Raw genomic sequence first — 14,254 nt, forward strand, 5'->3', positions numbered from 1 at the left:
TCAGCCCGCCGACTGCCGGTGATCAGTGGCGTCCGCCAGGGTGTCCGGCGAGCAGCGCAAATCGCCGATCATCAGCACGTTGTTTTCTCGGCGGTACTGGTCAGCATCCAGGCGGAACTGGCAGAGCAACTGGTCGGCGAAACGCACCTCCAGGGTCGGCGAGCCGGCGTTCATTTCCATCGAGAAGAAACCGTCGACCTCGCTGACCCCACGGCTGGCGTGGTTGATCACGTGATGACCCTTGAGCGGCCGGCCCTGGGGGTCGACCAGGCGGCCAAGCACGGTCAGGGTTTTCATCACCCGCACCTTGCGGTACTCCACGCCGCCCTTGTTCAGGTGATAGCGGCTACGCGCCGGTTCGATGCTCGCTGCGGGCACATCAGTGCCTTCGAAGTCGAAGCTCACCGAGCTGTTCCGGTACGCCGTCAACGGAATGAAATTGCGCCCTGGACGCAACGCCGAACTGCCGCCACTGAGGTCATCGGCGCGCAGGGCAATGCCGTCGATATCCGACTCGACGTCGACGATCATCCCGGCGCCGCGGCCCTGATGCTGGCTGGTCAAGGCCATGTGCTGCGCGCCCACCACCAGAGTGCTGTCGAGGTTCAGGCCGCCGGTGAATTTGTTGTTGTAGGAGGAACGCTGGACAAAGCCGTCGCCGTTGACTTCATCGGTGCGAAAGTTCGCCAGGCTCGACAGACCGACGCCATAGGTGTCGGTCAACGCAGTCACCGAGACGCTCTGCAGCACGTGGTCCTGCAGGTCCTTGCGATACCCCAGCGAGGCATTGGTGTCGCGGCCGCCTTCGCGGGCGGTGCGACTGCCGATGCTCCCGGAAATCTGCTGGCCGGGTCCGCCGAGGGCGACGTTGACGCTCAGGTCGACCCCGCGATTGCGCTCATCGCCACTGCTGAAACTGCCGGGGCGGTCGAACAGCGACAGGCGCCAGTTGGCATCGCTGCCGAACAACTCGGTGCGTTGCGTCCAGCCGAGGTCGTAACCGACGCCTTCGACGTTGCCTTCGCTGTGGGAAACCCGCGCATTAAGAGAATTCTTGCGGCTGAGCCGATGGTTGAGCGCCAGCGATGAATTGCTGGTCTGGCCGGTGAACACATTGCGTTGGCGCACGCGGGTGCCGTCGGGCAGGGTTTCGTAGGTGTTGGTGGTGTCCAGCCAACTTCGGTTGTGACTGACCACCAGGCTGCCGGAACCGTAGTTGTAGAGGCCTTGCAGATCGGCGCCGGTGCCGTGGTCCTCGGTCTGGTAGAGGTTGGCGTAGACACTGGTGCTGTTGCCCACGGCCCAATCGATGGAGCTGCCGTACTGCAAGGTGTCGCGCACTTGCCGCGCCGACAGGCCAAGAATCACCCGTGGGTGCAGCAGGTAGTTGAGCGCAACGCCTGCGGTCGCGTCGCCGCTGACCTGCTCGTCCCAGTTGCTCAGCACCTTGGTTTCCTGGCCGGCGAACAGGTTGTAGCGCCAGCGTTCGTCATGGTTGCGCCAGTTGTTGGGCTTGTAGATCAGCTCCTGGGTGGTCGAGGTAATCTGCCCGTCCTCGATCAGGCGCACTTCCACTTCATAGATGCCGCCCGGCAGCGGCCGGGTGTCGAGGGTCTGCAAACCGGCCGGCACCGACTGGGTGTTGACCAGCAGGCCGTCGCGATAGATTTCCACCGACGCCTGGCGGTTGGCGGTGACGTACACCGGGTACACGCTCGGTTTGCTGCTGTCGATGGCCAGGCTGTCGGAGCTGCCGAACATCACGCCAATCGCCGTGTCGGGGCTGGTGCCGAAGGCGCGCGGCTCACGCACCAGGCCTTCGGAGTTGGGGGTAAACAGGCCCAGGCGCAGGAACCGACTCTGCAATTCGCGCTGGGTAAACAGCTCATGCACGGCGTGGTAGGTCTTGTCGTCGGGGCCACCCAGACGCGCCAGTTGCATGTTGAAAGATTGGCTCCAGTTGCCCAGGCTGCCGCTGGCCTCCAGGCCAAAACGCCCGCCAAGGTCCTGATCCTGGCCGCCGTTGAGATTGAGTTGGTTGCGTACCATCAGGCCGCTGCTGCCGCCTTCTGGCTGATCGTGAAAGCGCTTGGCCTCACTGTCGCGCTCGGCATGTTCGGTGACGACCGACAACAGGGAATTTTCCAGGTTGTAGTGCACTGCCAGCATTTGCTCCGGGCATTGCCCGCTGCACGCGCCGAGTGCCACGCCGGGCTTGAGAATGTCGCTCCAGGCGTCGCGTTCGCTGGCGCTGAAACGGCTTTCACGGGTGTCGGTGAATTCGAGCAGGGTCACCCGGTCATCGCGGGACAACACAATGGCGGCCTCGCCAAGCGGCTGCTGATCGAGCTCGACCCGCACCGTCAGCGGAACATCAAAGAAATGCTCCTCGAATTCGGCCGGCAACCCCTTGGCCTGAGCCAACAAACTGCGTGGCGTGTGATCAACGGGTGTGGGTGCCGCAAATGCACTGCTACATAACAGCAGCGCAAGCGCTGCCGCGATGGGCGTCATCGGGAACATGAACAAATTCTCTATCGGCAGGAATAGTCAGAGCACGGTCGGCAAACCGGACAGCTTGCCGACCGTCGCGTTACTTGGAGCAAGTAAGCGTTTTCAGCGTCGCCAGATCACTCAGGCGGAAGGCTCGATCACCAGCATCGCGACACCGGTGTAGTCGCCGGCAGCCGGCTTGCCGCCGATTGCGCTGATCTTGAACGGAGCGCGGAAGCGCACATTGGACTCGGTCTCGCCGACTACTTCCTGGGAGGTGGTGGTCAGGGTCTTGCCGTTGAGTTCAACTTTCAGATCGACCGTGGTGCTGCCGGCAATCAGCTTCGGCGCACCTTCAAGGTAGGCGTGGACCTTGCCGGCGGTGTGCAGCACGTCAAAGTGGCCATTGACGGTGCGCATCGAGTCGGTGCCCGGGTCGTAGCTCATGTCCTGATCCTTGTTGACCAGGTCGTAGTCAACCGGCACGGCATAGAAGTCGTCGGAGGGAACGTGAGCGATCAGGTTAATCGAGTGTCGGGCCTCAGTGGCGGCGAAGGCCATCGAGGAGCTGAGGGCCAGGACTGCCAGGGGAGCTGCGAACGCAATTTTCTTGAACATCATTTCTACCTGTCTTTATGTGAAGGATCGATTCGTTTGATTGAAAGCGACTACAACAAACTGCGCCGTGATGGCGCTTTGTCTCAACTTCCAACGCCGACAAATCATCGACCATTCACCCATGAAAGTAAGCAGGCAAATTCCCCCTTTCATGTAGCTGAACAGGCATAGAGCTCGAGCGAAAAAACCATATAAATCAATAATTAATGAAATTATCCGTAAGAGCACGGCTACATACAGATTAGCGCAGAATCCCATACAGATGGCAAACAATGTGGAACTTTCCGAAGACCGGATTTGCACTTCCAATAAATAAAGGCTGAAAACATACAATTAGAGAGTTAGCACTAAAAGCCCTTATCGGCGCAAGTGTTAAATAATTATTTCAAGGCCCTGGGTTTTCGTCGAAATGGCGCTTTTCCCGGCTCAGCCAATTTTTGTTCGGTCTGATGAAGGGGGTTGCGTTGGTGGGACACCGCTGGTCCGGGGGGCTTGCTTTCGCATTAAGATATATCTTAAGTTGTATCTAAACACGACGAGAGAAGCTGAAAATGAGAGACCATCATTCCCATCATCACCCCAGCGAAGGCCGCGACGGCTTCGAGAAACGCCCGGGCGCCGGCCGCGAACGCGGTGGCCGCGGCCCGCGGGTGTTCGCCCCCGGCGACTTGAAACTGCTGTTGCTGGCGCTGATCGCCGAGCAGCCGTGCCATGGCTACGACCTGATCCGCCAGATCGAAACGATGTTCGATGGCGCCTACAGCCCCAGCCCCGGGGTGATCTATCCGAACCTGACGTTCCTTGAAGAGAGCGAAATGATCACCGGCGACGCCGACGGCGGCAAAAAACGCTACGCCATCACCTACGCGGGGCGACAGTCCCTCAGCGAACAGGCGGTGGCCCTGGATGGCGTGCGCATGCGCATTGAAGTCAGCAAGCGCTCGCTGCGCGGCCACGACCGCCCGGCCGAGATCCACGAGGCGGTGCATAACCTGCGCCACGCCCTGCAGATGCATCACGGTCGCTGGAGCGCCGAAGAAATCCTGCGGGTCCGCGACCTGCTCAACAACACCGCCAAGGCCATCGTCGACGGCCCCCTGTCGTCCCCGGTTCAGGAGAACCCGCAATGACTGAAGTGAACACCCCGGCCATTCACCGCGTCATGCACGAAATCAAACGCCGCCGCCTGCAGGTGCTGCGGGTGGTCGACCTGACGCCGCGCATGCGCCGCATCACCGTCGGCGGCCCGGAACTGGCCGGGTTCATCAGCCTGGGCACTGACGACCACGTGAAATTGCTGTTCCCGCAGAACGCCGAGGAACTGGCCGCCCTGGACAGCTTCGCTCCGGGCGCCAGCAAGGATCAGGGACCGAAGCCGGCGATGCGCGACTACACCCCGCGCCGCTATGACCTCGACCGCCTGGAGCTGGACATCGATTTCGTCCTGCACGGCGACGGCCCTGCCTCGACCTGGGCCGAGCAGGCGCAGCCCGGCCAGTTCCTGCACATTGCCGGGCCGCGTGGCTCGATGGTGGTGCCGGACATGTTCGACAGCTACCTGCTGATCGGCGACGAAACCGCCCTGCCCGCCATCGCCCGCCGCCTTGAAGGCCTCCCAGCGAATCGTCGGGCGCTGGTAATTATCGAGGTGGAGAATGGCAAGGAGCAGCAAGTGCTGGAGAGCGCCGCCGAGGTCAATGTGATCTGGGTCCTGCGTGAGGGTGGCAAGGACCACTTACTGTCCACCGTCCGCCAGATTCAGCTACCCGGCGGCAGCCTGTACGCCTGGGTCGCCACCGAGAGCAAGCTGTCGCGGCAGATTCGCCGGGTGCTGCTCGATGAGCACGGGCTGGATGAGCAGTTCGTCAAGGCCGCGGGTTACTGGCGCCTGGACGATTCACCGGAGGAATAAGGCCCCCTGTGGGAGCGAGCCTGCTCCCACAAAAAGCCAATTCGAAACAGCATTGCGCTCAACGACGCCGGTCCACTCCGATCACCACCAGCGCCACGGCAACAAACCCCAGCAGTATCCCCCCGGCATTGATGAACACCTGCAGATAACCCAGCTTCTGCACATCAATGAACGGGTAGGGATACACCGCCAGTAAATGTCCGCGCAGCAAGGTGTAGGCGAAATACACCAGCGGATAGATCACCCACAATCCGACATGCCCCAGCCGCAGCCGGCCCTTGGGCACGCAACGCCACCAATAGAGCAGGAACAGCACGGGCATGACATCGTGCAGCAACACATCCGCCAGCCACTGCCAGCCTTGCGGGTGCCACAGGTGGCGCAGTAACAGGTTGTAGGCCAGCCCGACCACGACAATGCTCACGGCAATGCCACTGCTGACCCAGGCTTGCAGCCACCAGCGACGCCCTCGCGATTCACGGGTGGTCACGGCGCAAGTCAGCACTGCCGCCACCAGCGTATTGCTCAGCACCGTGAAGTAACTGAAGTAACTCACCAGCCCGCCCAACAGGCTGGCCTCGACACTCCAGCGCGCATAAAACACCAGGTACAACTGAATGCTCAGGCCCAGCCAGCCGAGCACCGCAGCGAGTTGGACGCAGCGCTGCTCGAGCGGTGAAAGTCGCGTCAACACACCTCAGACCGGCCGCTTGGTACGCATCAGTTTGACGTAGAGCCGTTCGACTTTCTCGCGCGCCCAGGGGGTCTTGCGCAGGAAGGTCAGGCTCGACTTGATGCTCGGGTCGCTTTTGAAGCAACGGATGTCGATGCGTTCGGCCAGCCCCGACCACTCGTAGTGCTGCACCAGCGCGTTGAGGATCTGTTCCAGCGTCACGCCGTGCAGCGGGTCGGTGTTGTGTTCGGTCATGCCGGGCCTATGGATGAAGAATGGACGGAAAGGCGCGCACCTTAGCCGACGCCCCCTCCCGGTGGAAGGATTCTGTGCGCAATTCACTCAATGTAGGCCACCGCCGGACACTCGACGACTGTTACCGATTACGAAAGGCAGCATGTCGAGAAAAGCCCTTTCTCTATTTGTAACAGAACATTATCCTTTGCACCCTCAAGCTGAAACGCTTCCGCCAGACACTGCATGCCCTGCCCGCGCAGTTCATTCCATTAGAAAAAGACCCCGACATTGTTCTTTATGCCTTACTTGCAGATTTCCCGAGACAGCGCTGTCTCAACAGCCCGCCGAAAGACCCTGAGCCTGATCGCCGGCACCACCGCCCTTGGCCTGGCGAGCGGTATCCAGGCGGCACCGGCCTTCGACAGCAGCTCGCCGTGGATGCTCGGTGACTGGAATGGCACGCGCAGTGAACTCGCCGCCAAGGGCTACGAGTTCAAGCTCGACTACACCGGCGAGATGGGCAGCAACCTGCACGGCGGCTACGACCATGATCGCACCGCGCGCTACAGCGACCAGTTCGGCCTGGGCACCCATCTGGACCTGCAGAAGATCCTCGGCTGGGACGACGCCGAGTTTCAGCTGACGATCACCAAGCGCAGCGGCAACAACATCAGTAACGACCGGATCAACGACCCGCGCGTCGGCGGTTTCACCTCGGCCCAGGAAGTCTGGGGCCGAGGCCAGACCACGCGCCTGACGCAGATGTGGTACCAGCAGAAATTCCTCGACCAGAAGCTCGACATCAAGGCCGGTCGCTTCGGCCAGGGCGAAGATTTCAACAGCTTCCCCTGCGACTTCCAGAACCTGGCGTTCTGCGGTTCCCAGGTCGGCAACTGGGCCGGGTCCATCTGGTACAACTGGCCGGTCAGCCAATGGGCGCTGCGGGCCAAATATCACCTGACCCCTGAGCTCTACGCGCAGATCGGCGCCTACGAGCAGAACCCGTCCAACCTCGACAAGGACAACAGCTTCAAGCTCAGCGGCAGTGGCACCCAGGGCACCGTGGTGCCGGTGGAACTGGTGTGGACGCCGAAACTTAACGGCCTGCCGGGCGAATACCGCGCGGGTTACTACTACAGCAGCGCCAAGGCCAGCGACGTCTATAAAGACAGCCACGGCCAGCCCGCCGCCCTCAGCGGCGAGGCGTATCGCAGCGCATCGAGCAAACACGGGGTGTGGCTGGGCGTGCAGCAACAGGTGACCAGCGTTGCCAGCGACCACTCGCGCGGCCTGAGCCTGTTCGCCAACGGCACGATGCACGACAAGAAGACCAACGCCATCGACAACTACGTCCAGGCGGGTCTGGTCTACAAAGGCCTGTTCGATGCCCGCGCCAAAGACGATATCGGCTTTGCCATGGCCCGCGTCCACGTCAACCCGGCCTATCGCAAGAACGCCGAAGCCAGCAACCAGGCCCATGCGGTGTTCGACTACGACAACCCGGCCTACCTGCCGCCGCAGGACACCGAGTACAGCGCCGAACTCTATTACGGCGTGCACCTGACCAACTGGCTGACCGTGCGCCCGAACCTGCAGTACATCCGCCATCCCGGTGGCGTGAACGAGGTGGATGACGCGCTGATCGGCGGGATCAAGATTCAGTCTTCGTTCTGATGCTGAGGCCCCCTGTGCGAGCGAGCCTGTCGAATCGTCGCACCGTCGCGATGGTCGCGATGGTCGCGATGGTCGCGATGGTCGCGATGGTCGCGAACGATAACGCGCAACGTTCAGGCACGCGTCGTTCTCAGGTTTTTCGCGAGCAAGCTCGCTCCTACAGGGGAGCTTGCATTGGCCACACCCGATTCATCTGAACCATGCCTGCGCAAGATCGTCATCTACAGTGAACTTGCGCGAAACAATTTGAAACGTCACGGAGAACCACACTATGAGCACTGAAGGTGCTTCGAGTCAGAGCCGTCTGCTACCGCGGCTGCTCGGCATTCTGCTTCTGCTAATGGGCCTGGCCATGCTGGCCGGGGGGATCAAGCTGAGCTTGCTCGGCGGCTCGCTCTACTACCTGCTGGCCGGTATTGGCATCGCGCTGACCGGCCTGCTGTTGCTGGCCACCCGTCGTGCGGCGCTGGGCCTGTACGCGCTGGTGCTGTTCGCCAGCACCGTGTGGGCCTTGTGGGAAGTCGGCCTGGACTGGTGGCAACTGGTGCCACGTCTGTCGCTGTGGTTCGCCCTTGGCGTGGTCCTGCTGCTGCCGTGGTTCCGTCGTCCGCTGCTGCGCCAGGGCCCGGCACCGCTGGGCACCGCCGCCTTGAGCGTGGCCGTGGTGATCGCCGGCGCCGCTGCCGTGGGCAGTCAGTTCACCAACCCGGGCGAAGTGCTCGGCGAACTGGGTCGCGACAGCGCCGACATGACCAGCACCGCCCCGGCCATGCCGGACGGCGACTGGCAGGCCTATGGTCGCACTGAGTTCGGCGACCGCTACTCGCCGCTCAAGCAGATCACCCCGCAAAACGTCGGCAAGCTGCAGGAAGCCTGGCGCATCCGCACCGGCGACCTGCCAACCGCAGGCGACCCGGTGGAGCTGACCAACGAAAACACCCCGCTGAAGGTCAACGGCATGCTCTATGCCTGCACCGCCCACAGCAAGGTGCTGGCGCTGGACCCGGACACCGGCAAGGAAATCTGGCGTTTCGACCCGCAGATCAAGAGCCCGGTGGGCTTCAAGGGCTTTGCCCACATGACCTGCCGTGGCGTTTCCTACTATGACGAAAACGCCTACGCCCAATCGGATGTCGTTTCCAACGTAGCCATTTCCGAGGCCGGCAAGGCCGTGGCCCAGGCCTGCCCGCGCCGCCTGTACCTGCCCACCGCCGACGCGCGCCTGATCGCCCTGAATGCCGACACCGGCAAGGTTTGCGAAGGCTTCGGCAACCAGGGCGTGGTCGACCTGACCACCGGTATCGGCCCGTTCACTCCGGGCGGCTACTACGCCACCTCGCCAGCCGCGATCACCCGTAACCTGGTGATCATGGGCGGCCACGTGACCGACAACGAATCGACCAACGAGCCGTCCGGCGTGATCCGCGCCTTTGACGTTCACGACGGTCACCTCGTATGGAACTGGGACAGCAACAACCCGGACGCCACCGAGCCGCTGCCAGCCGGCGAGCACTACAGCCGCAACTCGGCCAACATGTGGTCGCTGGCCAGCGTCGACGAAAAACTCGGCATGGTCTACCTGCCACTGGGCAACCAGACCCCTGACCAGTGGGGCGCCGATCGCACCCCGGGCGCCGAGAAATTCAGCGCCGGCCTGGTAGCCCTCGACCTGGCCACCGGCAAGGTGCGCTGGAACTACCAGTTCACCCATCACGACCTGTGGGACATGGACGTTGGCAGCCAGCCAACCCTGTTGGACATGAAAACCGCCGACGGTGTGAAACCGGCGCTGATCGCCCCGACCAAACAGGGCAGCCTGTACGTGCTCGACCGTCGTGACGGTACGCCGATCATCCCGATCCGCGAGATCCCGGTTCCACAGGGCGCGGTGAAAGGTGACCACACCGCACCGACCCAGGCCCGTTCGGACCTCAACCTGCTGGCCCCGGAACTGACCGAAAAAGCCATGTGGGGCGCCAGCCCGTTCGACCAGATGCTGTGCCGCATCCAGTTCAAGGAACTGCGCTACGAAGGCCAGTACACCCCGCCGTCGGAGCAGGGCAGCCTGATCTACCCGGGTAACGTTGGCGTGTTCAACTGGGGCGGCGTGTCGGTCGACCCCGTGCGCCAGATGCTGTTCACCAGCCCGAACTACATGGCCTTCGTCTCGAAAATGGTGCCGCGTGCGCAAGTCGCCGCCGGCAGCAAGCGCGAGAGCGAAACCGCTGGTGTGCAACCGAACACCGGCGCGCCGTACGCCGTGATCATGCACCCGTTCATGTCGCCATTCGGCGTGCCGTGCCAGGCGCCGGCCTGGGGCTACGTGGCCGGGATCGACCTGACCAACGGCAAAGTGGTGTGGAAACGCAAGAACGGCACCAGCCGCGACAGCTCGCCACTGCCTATCGGCCTGCCGATTGGTGTGCCAAGCATGGGCGGTTCGATCGTCACCGCCGGCGGCGTCGGCTTCCTCAGCGGCACCCTCGACCAGTACCTGCGCGCCTATGACGTCAACAGCGGCAAGGAACTGTGGAAAGCCCGCCTGCCAGCGGGTGGTCAAGCGACACCAATGACCTACACCGGCAAGGACGGCAAGCAGTACGTGCTGCTGGTAGTCGGTGGTCACGGCTCCCTGGGCACCAAAATGGGCGACTACGTGATCGCCTACAAACTGCCGGAATAAGCTTCCCCGGCGCGATGAAAAAGGCGACTACCGCGAGGTAGTCGCCTTTTTTCTGCGCGCTTCGCGTAACAAAACGCTTACCAAACAAACCCTCGCCCACCATTGAAACCACTGGCCACCTGCCCCATCTAAGACCCATACCCCATTGCGCAGGTGCCCCATGAGCGACCAGCAAGCATTCCCCGAAGACCTCAGCGAATACGCCGATCCGCAGAACGCCGAACACCCCGCCCACTCCGGCAAAGGCCTGGCCCTGCCCGGGCAGAACCTGCCGGACAAGGTCTACATCATCCCGATCCACAACCGGCCGTTCTTCCCGGCGCAAGTGCTGCCGGTCATCGTCAATGAAGAGCCCTGGGCCGAGACCCTGGACCTCGTCGCCAAGTCCGAGCACCACTCCCTGGCGCTGTTCTACATGGACACCCCGCAGGAAGATCCCCGGCATTTCGACACCAGCGCCCTGCCGCTCTACGGCACCCTGGTCAAGGTTCACCACGCCAGCCGTGAGAACGGCAAACTGCAGTTCGTCGCCCAGGGCCTGACCCGTGTCCGCCTCAAGACCTGGCTCAAGCACCATCGCCCACCGTACCTGGTGGAAGTCGAATACCCGCACCAGCCGAGCGAGCCGACCGATGAGGTCAAGGCCTACGGCATGGCGCTGATCAACGCGATCAAGGAGCTGCTGCCGCTCAACCCGCTGTATAGCGAAGAGCTGAAGAACTACCTCAACCGCTTCAGCCCCAACGACCCTTCGCCGCTGACTGATTTCGCCGCCGCGCTGACTTCGGCCACCGGCAATGACCTGCAGGAAGTGCTCGACTGCGTGCCCATGCTCAAGCGCATGGAAAAGGTCCTGCCGATGCTGCGCAAGGAAGTCGAAGTCGCGCGCCTGCAGAAAGAAATTTCCGCCGAAGTGAACCGCAAGATCGGCGAACACCAGCGCGAGTTTTTCCTCAAGGAACAACTCAAGGTCATCCAGCAGGAGCTGGGCCTGACCAAGGACGACCGCAGCGCCGATGTCGAGCAGTTCGAACAGCGCCTGACCGGTAAAGTCCTGCCGCCGCAGGCGCAAAAACGCATCGAAGAAGAGCTCAACAAGCTGTCGATCCTCGAAACCGGCTCGCCGGAATACGCGGTCACCCGCAACTACCTGGAGTGGGCGACCGCCGTGCCCTGGGGCGTCTATGGCGAGGACAAGCTCGACCTCAAGCACGCACGCAAGGTGCTCGACAAACACCACGCGGGCCTGGATGACATCAAGGACCGCATTCTCGAATTCCTCGCCGTCGGCGCCTACAAGGGCGAAATCGCCGGTTCCATCGTGTTGCTGGTCGGCCCGCCGGGCGTGGGCAAGACCAGTGTCGGCAAGTCCATCGCCGAATCCCTTGGGCGGCCGTTCTATCGCTTCAGCGTCGGCGGCATGCGCGACGAAGCCGAGATCAAGGGCCACCGCCGCACCTACATCGGCGCGCTGCCGGGCAAGCTGGTGCAGGCGTTGAAAGACGTCGAGGTGATGAACCCGGTGATCATGCTCGACGAGATCGACAAGATGGGCCAGAGCTTCCAGGGCGACCCGGCCTCGGCGCTGCTGGAAACCCTCGACCCGGAACAGAACGTCGAATTCCTCGACCACTACCTGGACCTGCGCCTCGACCTGTCGAAGGTGCTGTTCGTCTGCACCGCCAACACCCTCGACTCGATTCCCGGGCCGTTGCTCGACCGCATGGAAGTGATTCGCCTGTCGGGCTATATCACCGAAGAAAAAGTCGCGATCGCCAAGCGTCACCTGTGGCCCAAGCAGCTGGAGAAAGCAGGCGTGGCAAAAACCAGCCTGTCCATCAGCGACAGCGCGCTCAAGGCGTTGATCGACGGGTACGCCCGTGAAGCCGGGGTGCGTCAGTTGGAAAAACAGCTGGGCAAACTGGTGCGCAAGGCGGTGATCAAGCTGATGGATGATCCGCAGCAAGTGATCAAGATCGCACCCAAGGACCTGGAAGCGTCCCTGGGCATCCCGGTGTTCCGCAACGAGCAGGTGCTCTCGGGCACCGGGGTGATCACCGGCCTGGCCTGGACCAGCATGGGCGGCGCCACCCTGCCGATCGAAGCCACGCGCATCCACACCCTCAACCGTGGCTTCAAGCTCACCGGGCAATTGGGTGATGTGATGAAGGAATCGGCGGAGATCGCCTACAGCTACGTCAGCTCGCACCTCAAGCAGTTCGGTGGCGATGCCAAGTTCTTCGACGAAGCCTTCATCCACCTGCACGTACCGGAAGGCGCCACGCCCAAGGACGGCCCGAGCGCCGGCGTGACCATGGCCAGCGCCCTGCTCTCGCTGGCGCGCAACCAGCCGCCGAAAAAAGGCGTGGCCATGACCGGCGAACTGACCCTGACCGGGCATGTGCTGCCGATCGGCGGAGTGCGCGAGAAGGTGATCGCGGCGCGGCGGCAGAAGATCCATGAGTTGATCCTGCCGGAGCCTAATCGCGGCAGCTTCGAAGAACTGCCGGACTATCTGAAGGAAGGGATTACCGTGCACTTTGCCAAGCGCTTTGCGGATGTGGCGAAGGTGTTGTTCTGATGATCATGTAGTACCTGCTCCGACGCTTTCGCTGGCAAGCCAGCTCCTACAGGGTCCATGCTTACCCTGTGGGAGCGGGCTTGCCCGCGAGAGGCCTGACCTGCTAATCCATTTCCCAGACATCCATGTCCCACTGTCACAATTTGTCTCATCTTCGGTTATGCTCGCCGTTCGTCGCGAAATTCCGGAGTGCCTGATTTTGATGTCCCCCACCCGCCTGTTATTGCCCCTGAGCCTTGCCCTGCTGGCCGCCTGTGCCTCGCAACCGAAGCAAAACCTGACGGTTGAGAAGCAGAGCCAGTGCCCGGTGCAATTGCACACCGGGCAAAACCTGATCCTGACCCTGCCGAGCAACCCGACCACGGGTTATCGCTGGGCAATCCAGGATTCGGCCGGCGGGGTGTTGCGGGCGATCAGCCCCGAGGTCTATAGCAACCCGGAAAACAGCGGTCTGGTGGGCAGCGCCGGCATTTCCACCTGGCGCTTCCAGGCGTTCAGCAGCGGTAACGGCCGCCTGCGCCTGACCTCGCAGCAGCCCTGGGCACCGGAAGTGGATCCGGTCGAGACCTTCGACTGCGCGATCACGGTGAACTGATGGGCTGGTTCATTCTGGCGTTGATGGGGGCGGTGACCTTCCTTTACGGGGTAAGCGTGCACGCCGAACTGCTGTGCCTGCTGGTCAAGCCGCTGCCGGTACTGGCACTGCTCGGCTGGCTGCACGATGCACCGCCGAGTGAATACCGGCGCTGGATCAGCCTGGGCCTGATCTTCTCCCTGCTCGGCGACGTGCTGCTGGCCTGGCCGGGCGACTTGTTCGTGTTTGGCCTGGGCGCGTTCCTGGTGGCGCACTTGGCCTATCTGAAGGCTTACTTGAGCGATTGCCGGCGTCCGGCGCTGCCCGCGCTGATCATTGCCCTCGGTGTCGGCGCAATACTGCTGGGGATCCTGATTGCCCACGGCCTCGGCCCGCTGCTGATCCCGGTGATTGTCTACGGCACCGCCATCAGCGCCATGCTCTGGCGCGCCCTGGCCCGGCTCGGAACCGACGTGCCCAAGCGCTCGGCCTTGCTGGCCGCCGGCGGTGCCCTGGCCTTTGTGTTTTCCGACAGTGTGATCGGCATCGACCGCTTTGCCCTGCCGTTTTCGGCCGCGCCTTATGTGATCATCATCAGTTACTGGCTGGGGCAATGGGGTATTGCGGCGTCAGCATTTGCCACAAAACCGCGCTGAGTTCTTCGCGAGCAGGCTCGCTCCCACAGGTACAGCGCAATCTTTGTAGGAGCGAGCCTGCTCGCGAAAGCGGTCTCACTGACAACAAAGAATCCGGACTGGCCCCACCGCTTTATCAGACAAGCCGCGCATCCCCTCGCCAACTTGGCTAAA

General features: G+C 62.5%; 11 protein-coding genes. 7 read left to right on the plus strand and 4 right to left on the minus strand.

Features of this window, described 5'->3' with window-relative positions:
• Together ACZYR5_RS02865 and ACZYR5_RS02870 are read right to left on the minus strand one after the other, a co-directional pair.
• Entirely contained in the window at positions 1-2,523 is a 2,523-nt protein-coding gene (locus tag ACZYR5_RS02865) for a CS1-pili formation C-terminal domain-containing protein (protein ID WP_489087989.1), read from the minus strand.
• Between the two features lie 111 nt (positions 2,524-2,634).
• The gene (locus ACZYR5_RS02870) at positions 2,635-3,111 is read right to left on the minus strand and encodes a CS1 type fimbrial major subunit (protein WP_489087988.1); all 477 of its coding nucleotides are present in this window, start codon (positions 3,109-3,111) and stop codon (positions 2,635-2,637) included.
• A 551-nt stretch (positions 3,112-3,662) separates the two neighbouring features.
• On the opposite strand from ACZYR5_RS02870, the gene ACZYR5_RS02875 reads away from it, so the two are divergent.
• Entirely contained in the window at positions 3,663-4,241 is a 579-nt protein-coding gene (locus tag ACZYR5_RS02875) for a PadR family transcriptional regulator (protein WP_489087987.1), read from the plus strand.
• A complete protein-coding gene (locus ACZYR5_RS02880) occupies positions 4,238-5,023 on the plus strand; it encodes a siderophore-interacting protein (RefSeq protein ID WP_489087986.1) in 786 nt (261 codons plus the stop codon). Before ACZYR5_RS02875 ends, ACZYR5_RS02880 begins: the two co-directional genes overlap by 4 nt.
• Positions 5,024-5,081: 58 nt before the next feature.
• Here ACZYR5_RS02880 and ACZYR5_RS02885 read toward each other — a convergent pair whose 3' ends face one another.
• A complete protein-coding gene (locus ACZYR5_RS02885) occupies positions 5,082-5,714 on the minus strand; it encodes a Pr6Pr family membrane protein (RefSeq protein ID WP_489088472.1) in 633 nt (210 codons plus the stop codon).
• A gap of 6 nt (positions 5,715-5,720) precedes the next feature.
• The gene (locus ACZYR5_RS02890) at positions 5,721-5,951 is read right to left on the minus strand and encodes a VF530 family protein (protein ID WP_027619688.1); all 231 of its coding nucleotides are present in this window, start codon (positions 5,949-5,951) and stop codon (positions 5,721-5,723) included.
• Positions 5,952-6,230: 279 nt separating this feature from the next.
• Here ACZYR5_RS02890 and ACZYR5_RS02895 point away from each other — a divergent pair, with 279 nt between their 5' ends.
• The 5 genes from ACZYR5_RS02895 to ACZYR5_RS02915 all read left to right on the plus strand — a co-directional run bounded on the left by ACZYR5_RS02895 (position 6,231) and on the right by ACZYR5_RS02915 (position 14,101).
• On the plus strand, positions 6,231-7,607 hold the full coding sequence (locus tag ACZYR5_RS02895; protein WP_489087985.1) for a carbohydrate porin: 1,377 nt from the start codon (positions 6,231-6,233) through the stop codon (positions 7,605-7,607).
• 271 nt (positions 7,608-7,878) lie between these two features.
• Entirely contained in the window at positions 7,879-10,290 is a 2,412-nt protein-coding gene (locus ACZYR5_RS02900; protein WP_489087984.1) for a glucose/quinate/shikimate family membrane-bound PQQ-dependent dehydrogenase, read from the plus strand.
• A gap of 160 nt (positions 10,291-10,450) precedes the next feature.
• Positions 10,451-12,871, plus strand: a complete 2,421-nt coding sequence (gene lon / locus ACZYR5_RS02905) for an endopeptidase La (RefSeq protein ID WP_489087983.1) — start codon at positions 10,451-10,453, stop codon at positions 12,869-12,871.
• A 202-nt stretch (positions 12,872-13,073) separates the two neighbouring features.
• Complete coding sequence (locus ACZYR5_RS02910) at positions 13,074-13,466, plus strand: protease inhibitor I42 family protein (RefSeq protein WP_489087982.1); 393 nt, start codon at positions 13,074-13,076, stop codon at positions 13,464-13,466.
• Entirely contained in the window at positions 13,466-14,101 is a 636-nt protein-coding gene (locus ACZYR5_RS02915) for a lysoplasmalogenase (protein ID WP_489087981.1), read from the plus strand. Before ACZYR5_RS02910 ends, ACZYR5_RS02915 begins: the two co-directional genes overlap by 1 nt.
• Positions 14,102-14,254: the final 153 nt, after the last annotated feature.

The sequence above is a fragment of the Pseudomonas sp. F007 genome (assembly GCF_057814275.1).

What these genes read in the sequence shown, in the direction of transcription:
- ACZYR5_RS02865 (WP_489087989.1), bottom strand. Translation starts at nt 2,523, where the DNA reads ATGTTCCCGATGACGCCCATCGCGGCAGCGCTTGCGCTGCTGTTATGT.
- ACZYR5_RS02870 (WP_489087988.1), bottom strand. Translation starts at nt 3,111, where the DNA reads ATGTTCAAGAAAATTGCGTTCGCAGCTCCCCTGGCAGTCCTGGCCCTC.
- ACZYR5_RS02875 (WP_489087987.1), top strand. Translation starts at nt 3,663, where the DNA reads ATGAGAGACCATCATTCCCATCATCACCCCAGCGAAGGCCGCGACGGC.
- ACZYR5_RS02880 (WP_489087986.1), top strand. Translation starts at nt 4,238, where the DNA reads ATGACTGAAGTGAACACCCCGGCCATTCACCGCGTCATGCACGAAATC.
- ACZYR5_RS02890 (WP_027619688.1), bottom strand. Translation starts at nt 5,951, where the DNA reads ATGACCGAACACAACACCGACCCGCTGCACGGCGTGACGCTGGAACAG.
- ACZYR5_RS02895 (WP_489087985.1), top strand. Translation starts at nt 6,231, where the DNA reads ATGCCTTACTTGCAGATTTCCCGAGACAGCGCTGTCTCAACAGCCCGC.
- ACZYR5_RS02900 (WP_489087984.1), top strand. Translation starts at nt 7,879, where the DNA reads ATGAGCACTGAAGGTGCTTCGAGTCAGAGCCGTCTGCTACCGCGGCTG.
- lon (WP_489087983.1), top strand. Translation starts at nt 10,451, where the DNA reads ATGAGCGACCAGCAAGCATTCCCCGAAGACCTCAGCGAATACGCCGAT.
- ACZYR5_RS02910 (WP_489087982.1), top strand. Translation starts at nt 13,074, where the DNA reads ATGTCCCCCACCCGCCTGTTATTGCCCCTGAGCCTTGCCCTGCTGGCC.
- ACZYR5_RS02915 (WP_489087981.1), top strand. Translation starts at nt 13,466, where the DNA reads ATGGGCTGGTTCATTCTGGCGTTGATGGGGGCGGTGACCTTCCTTTAC.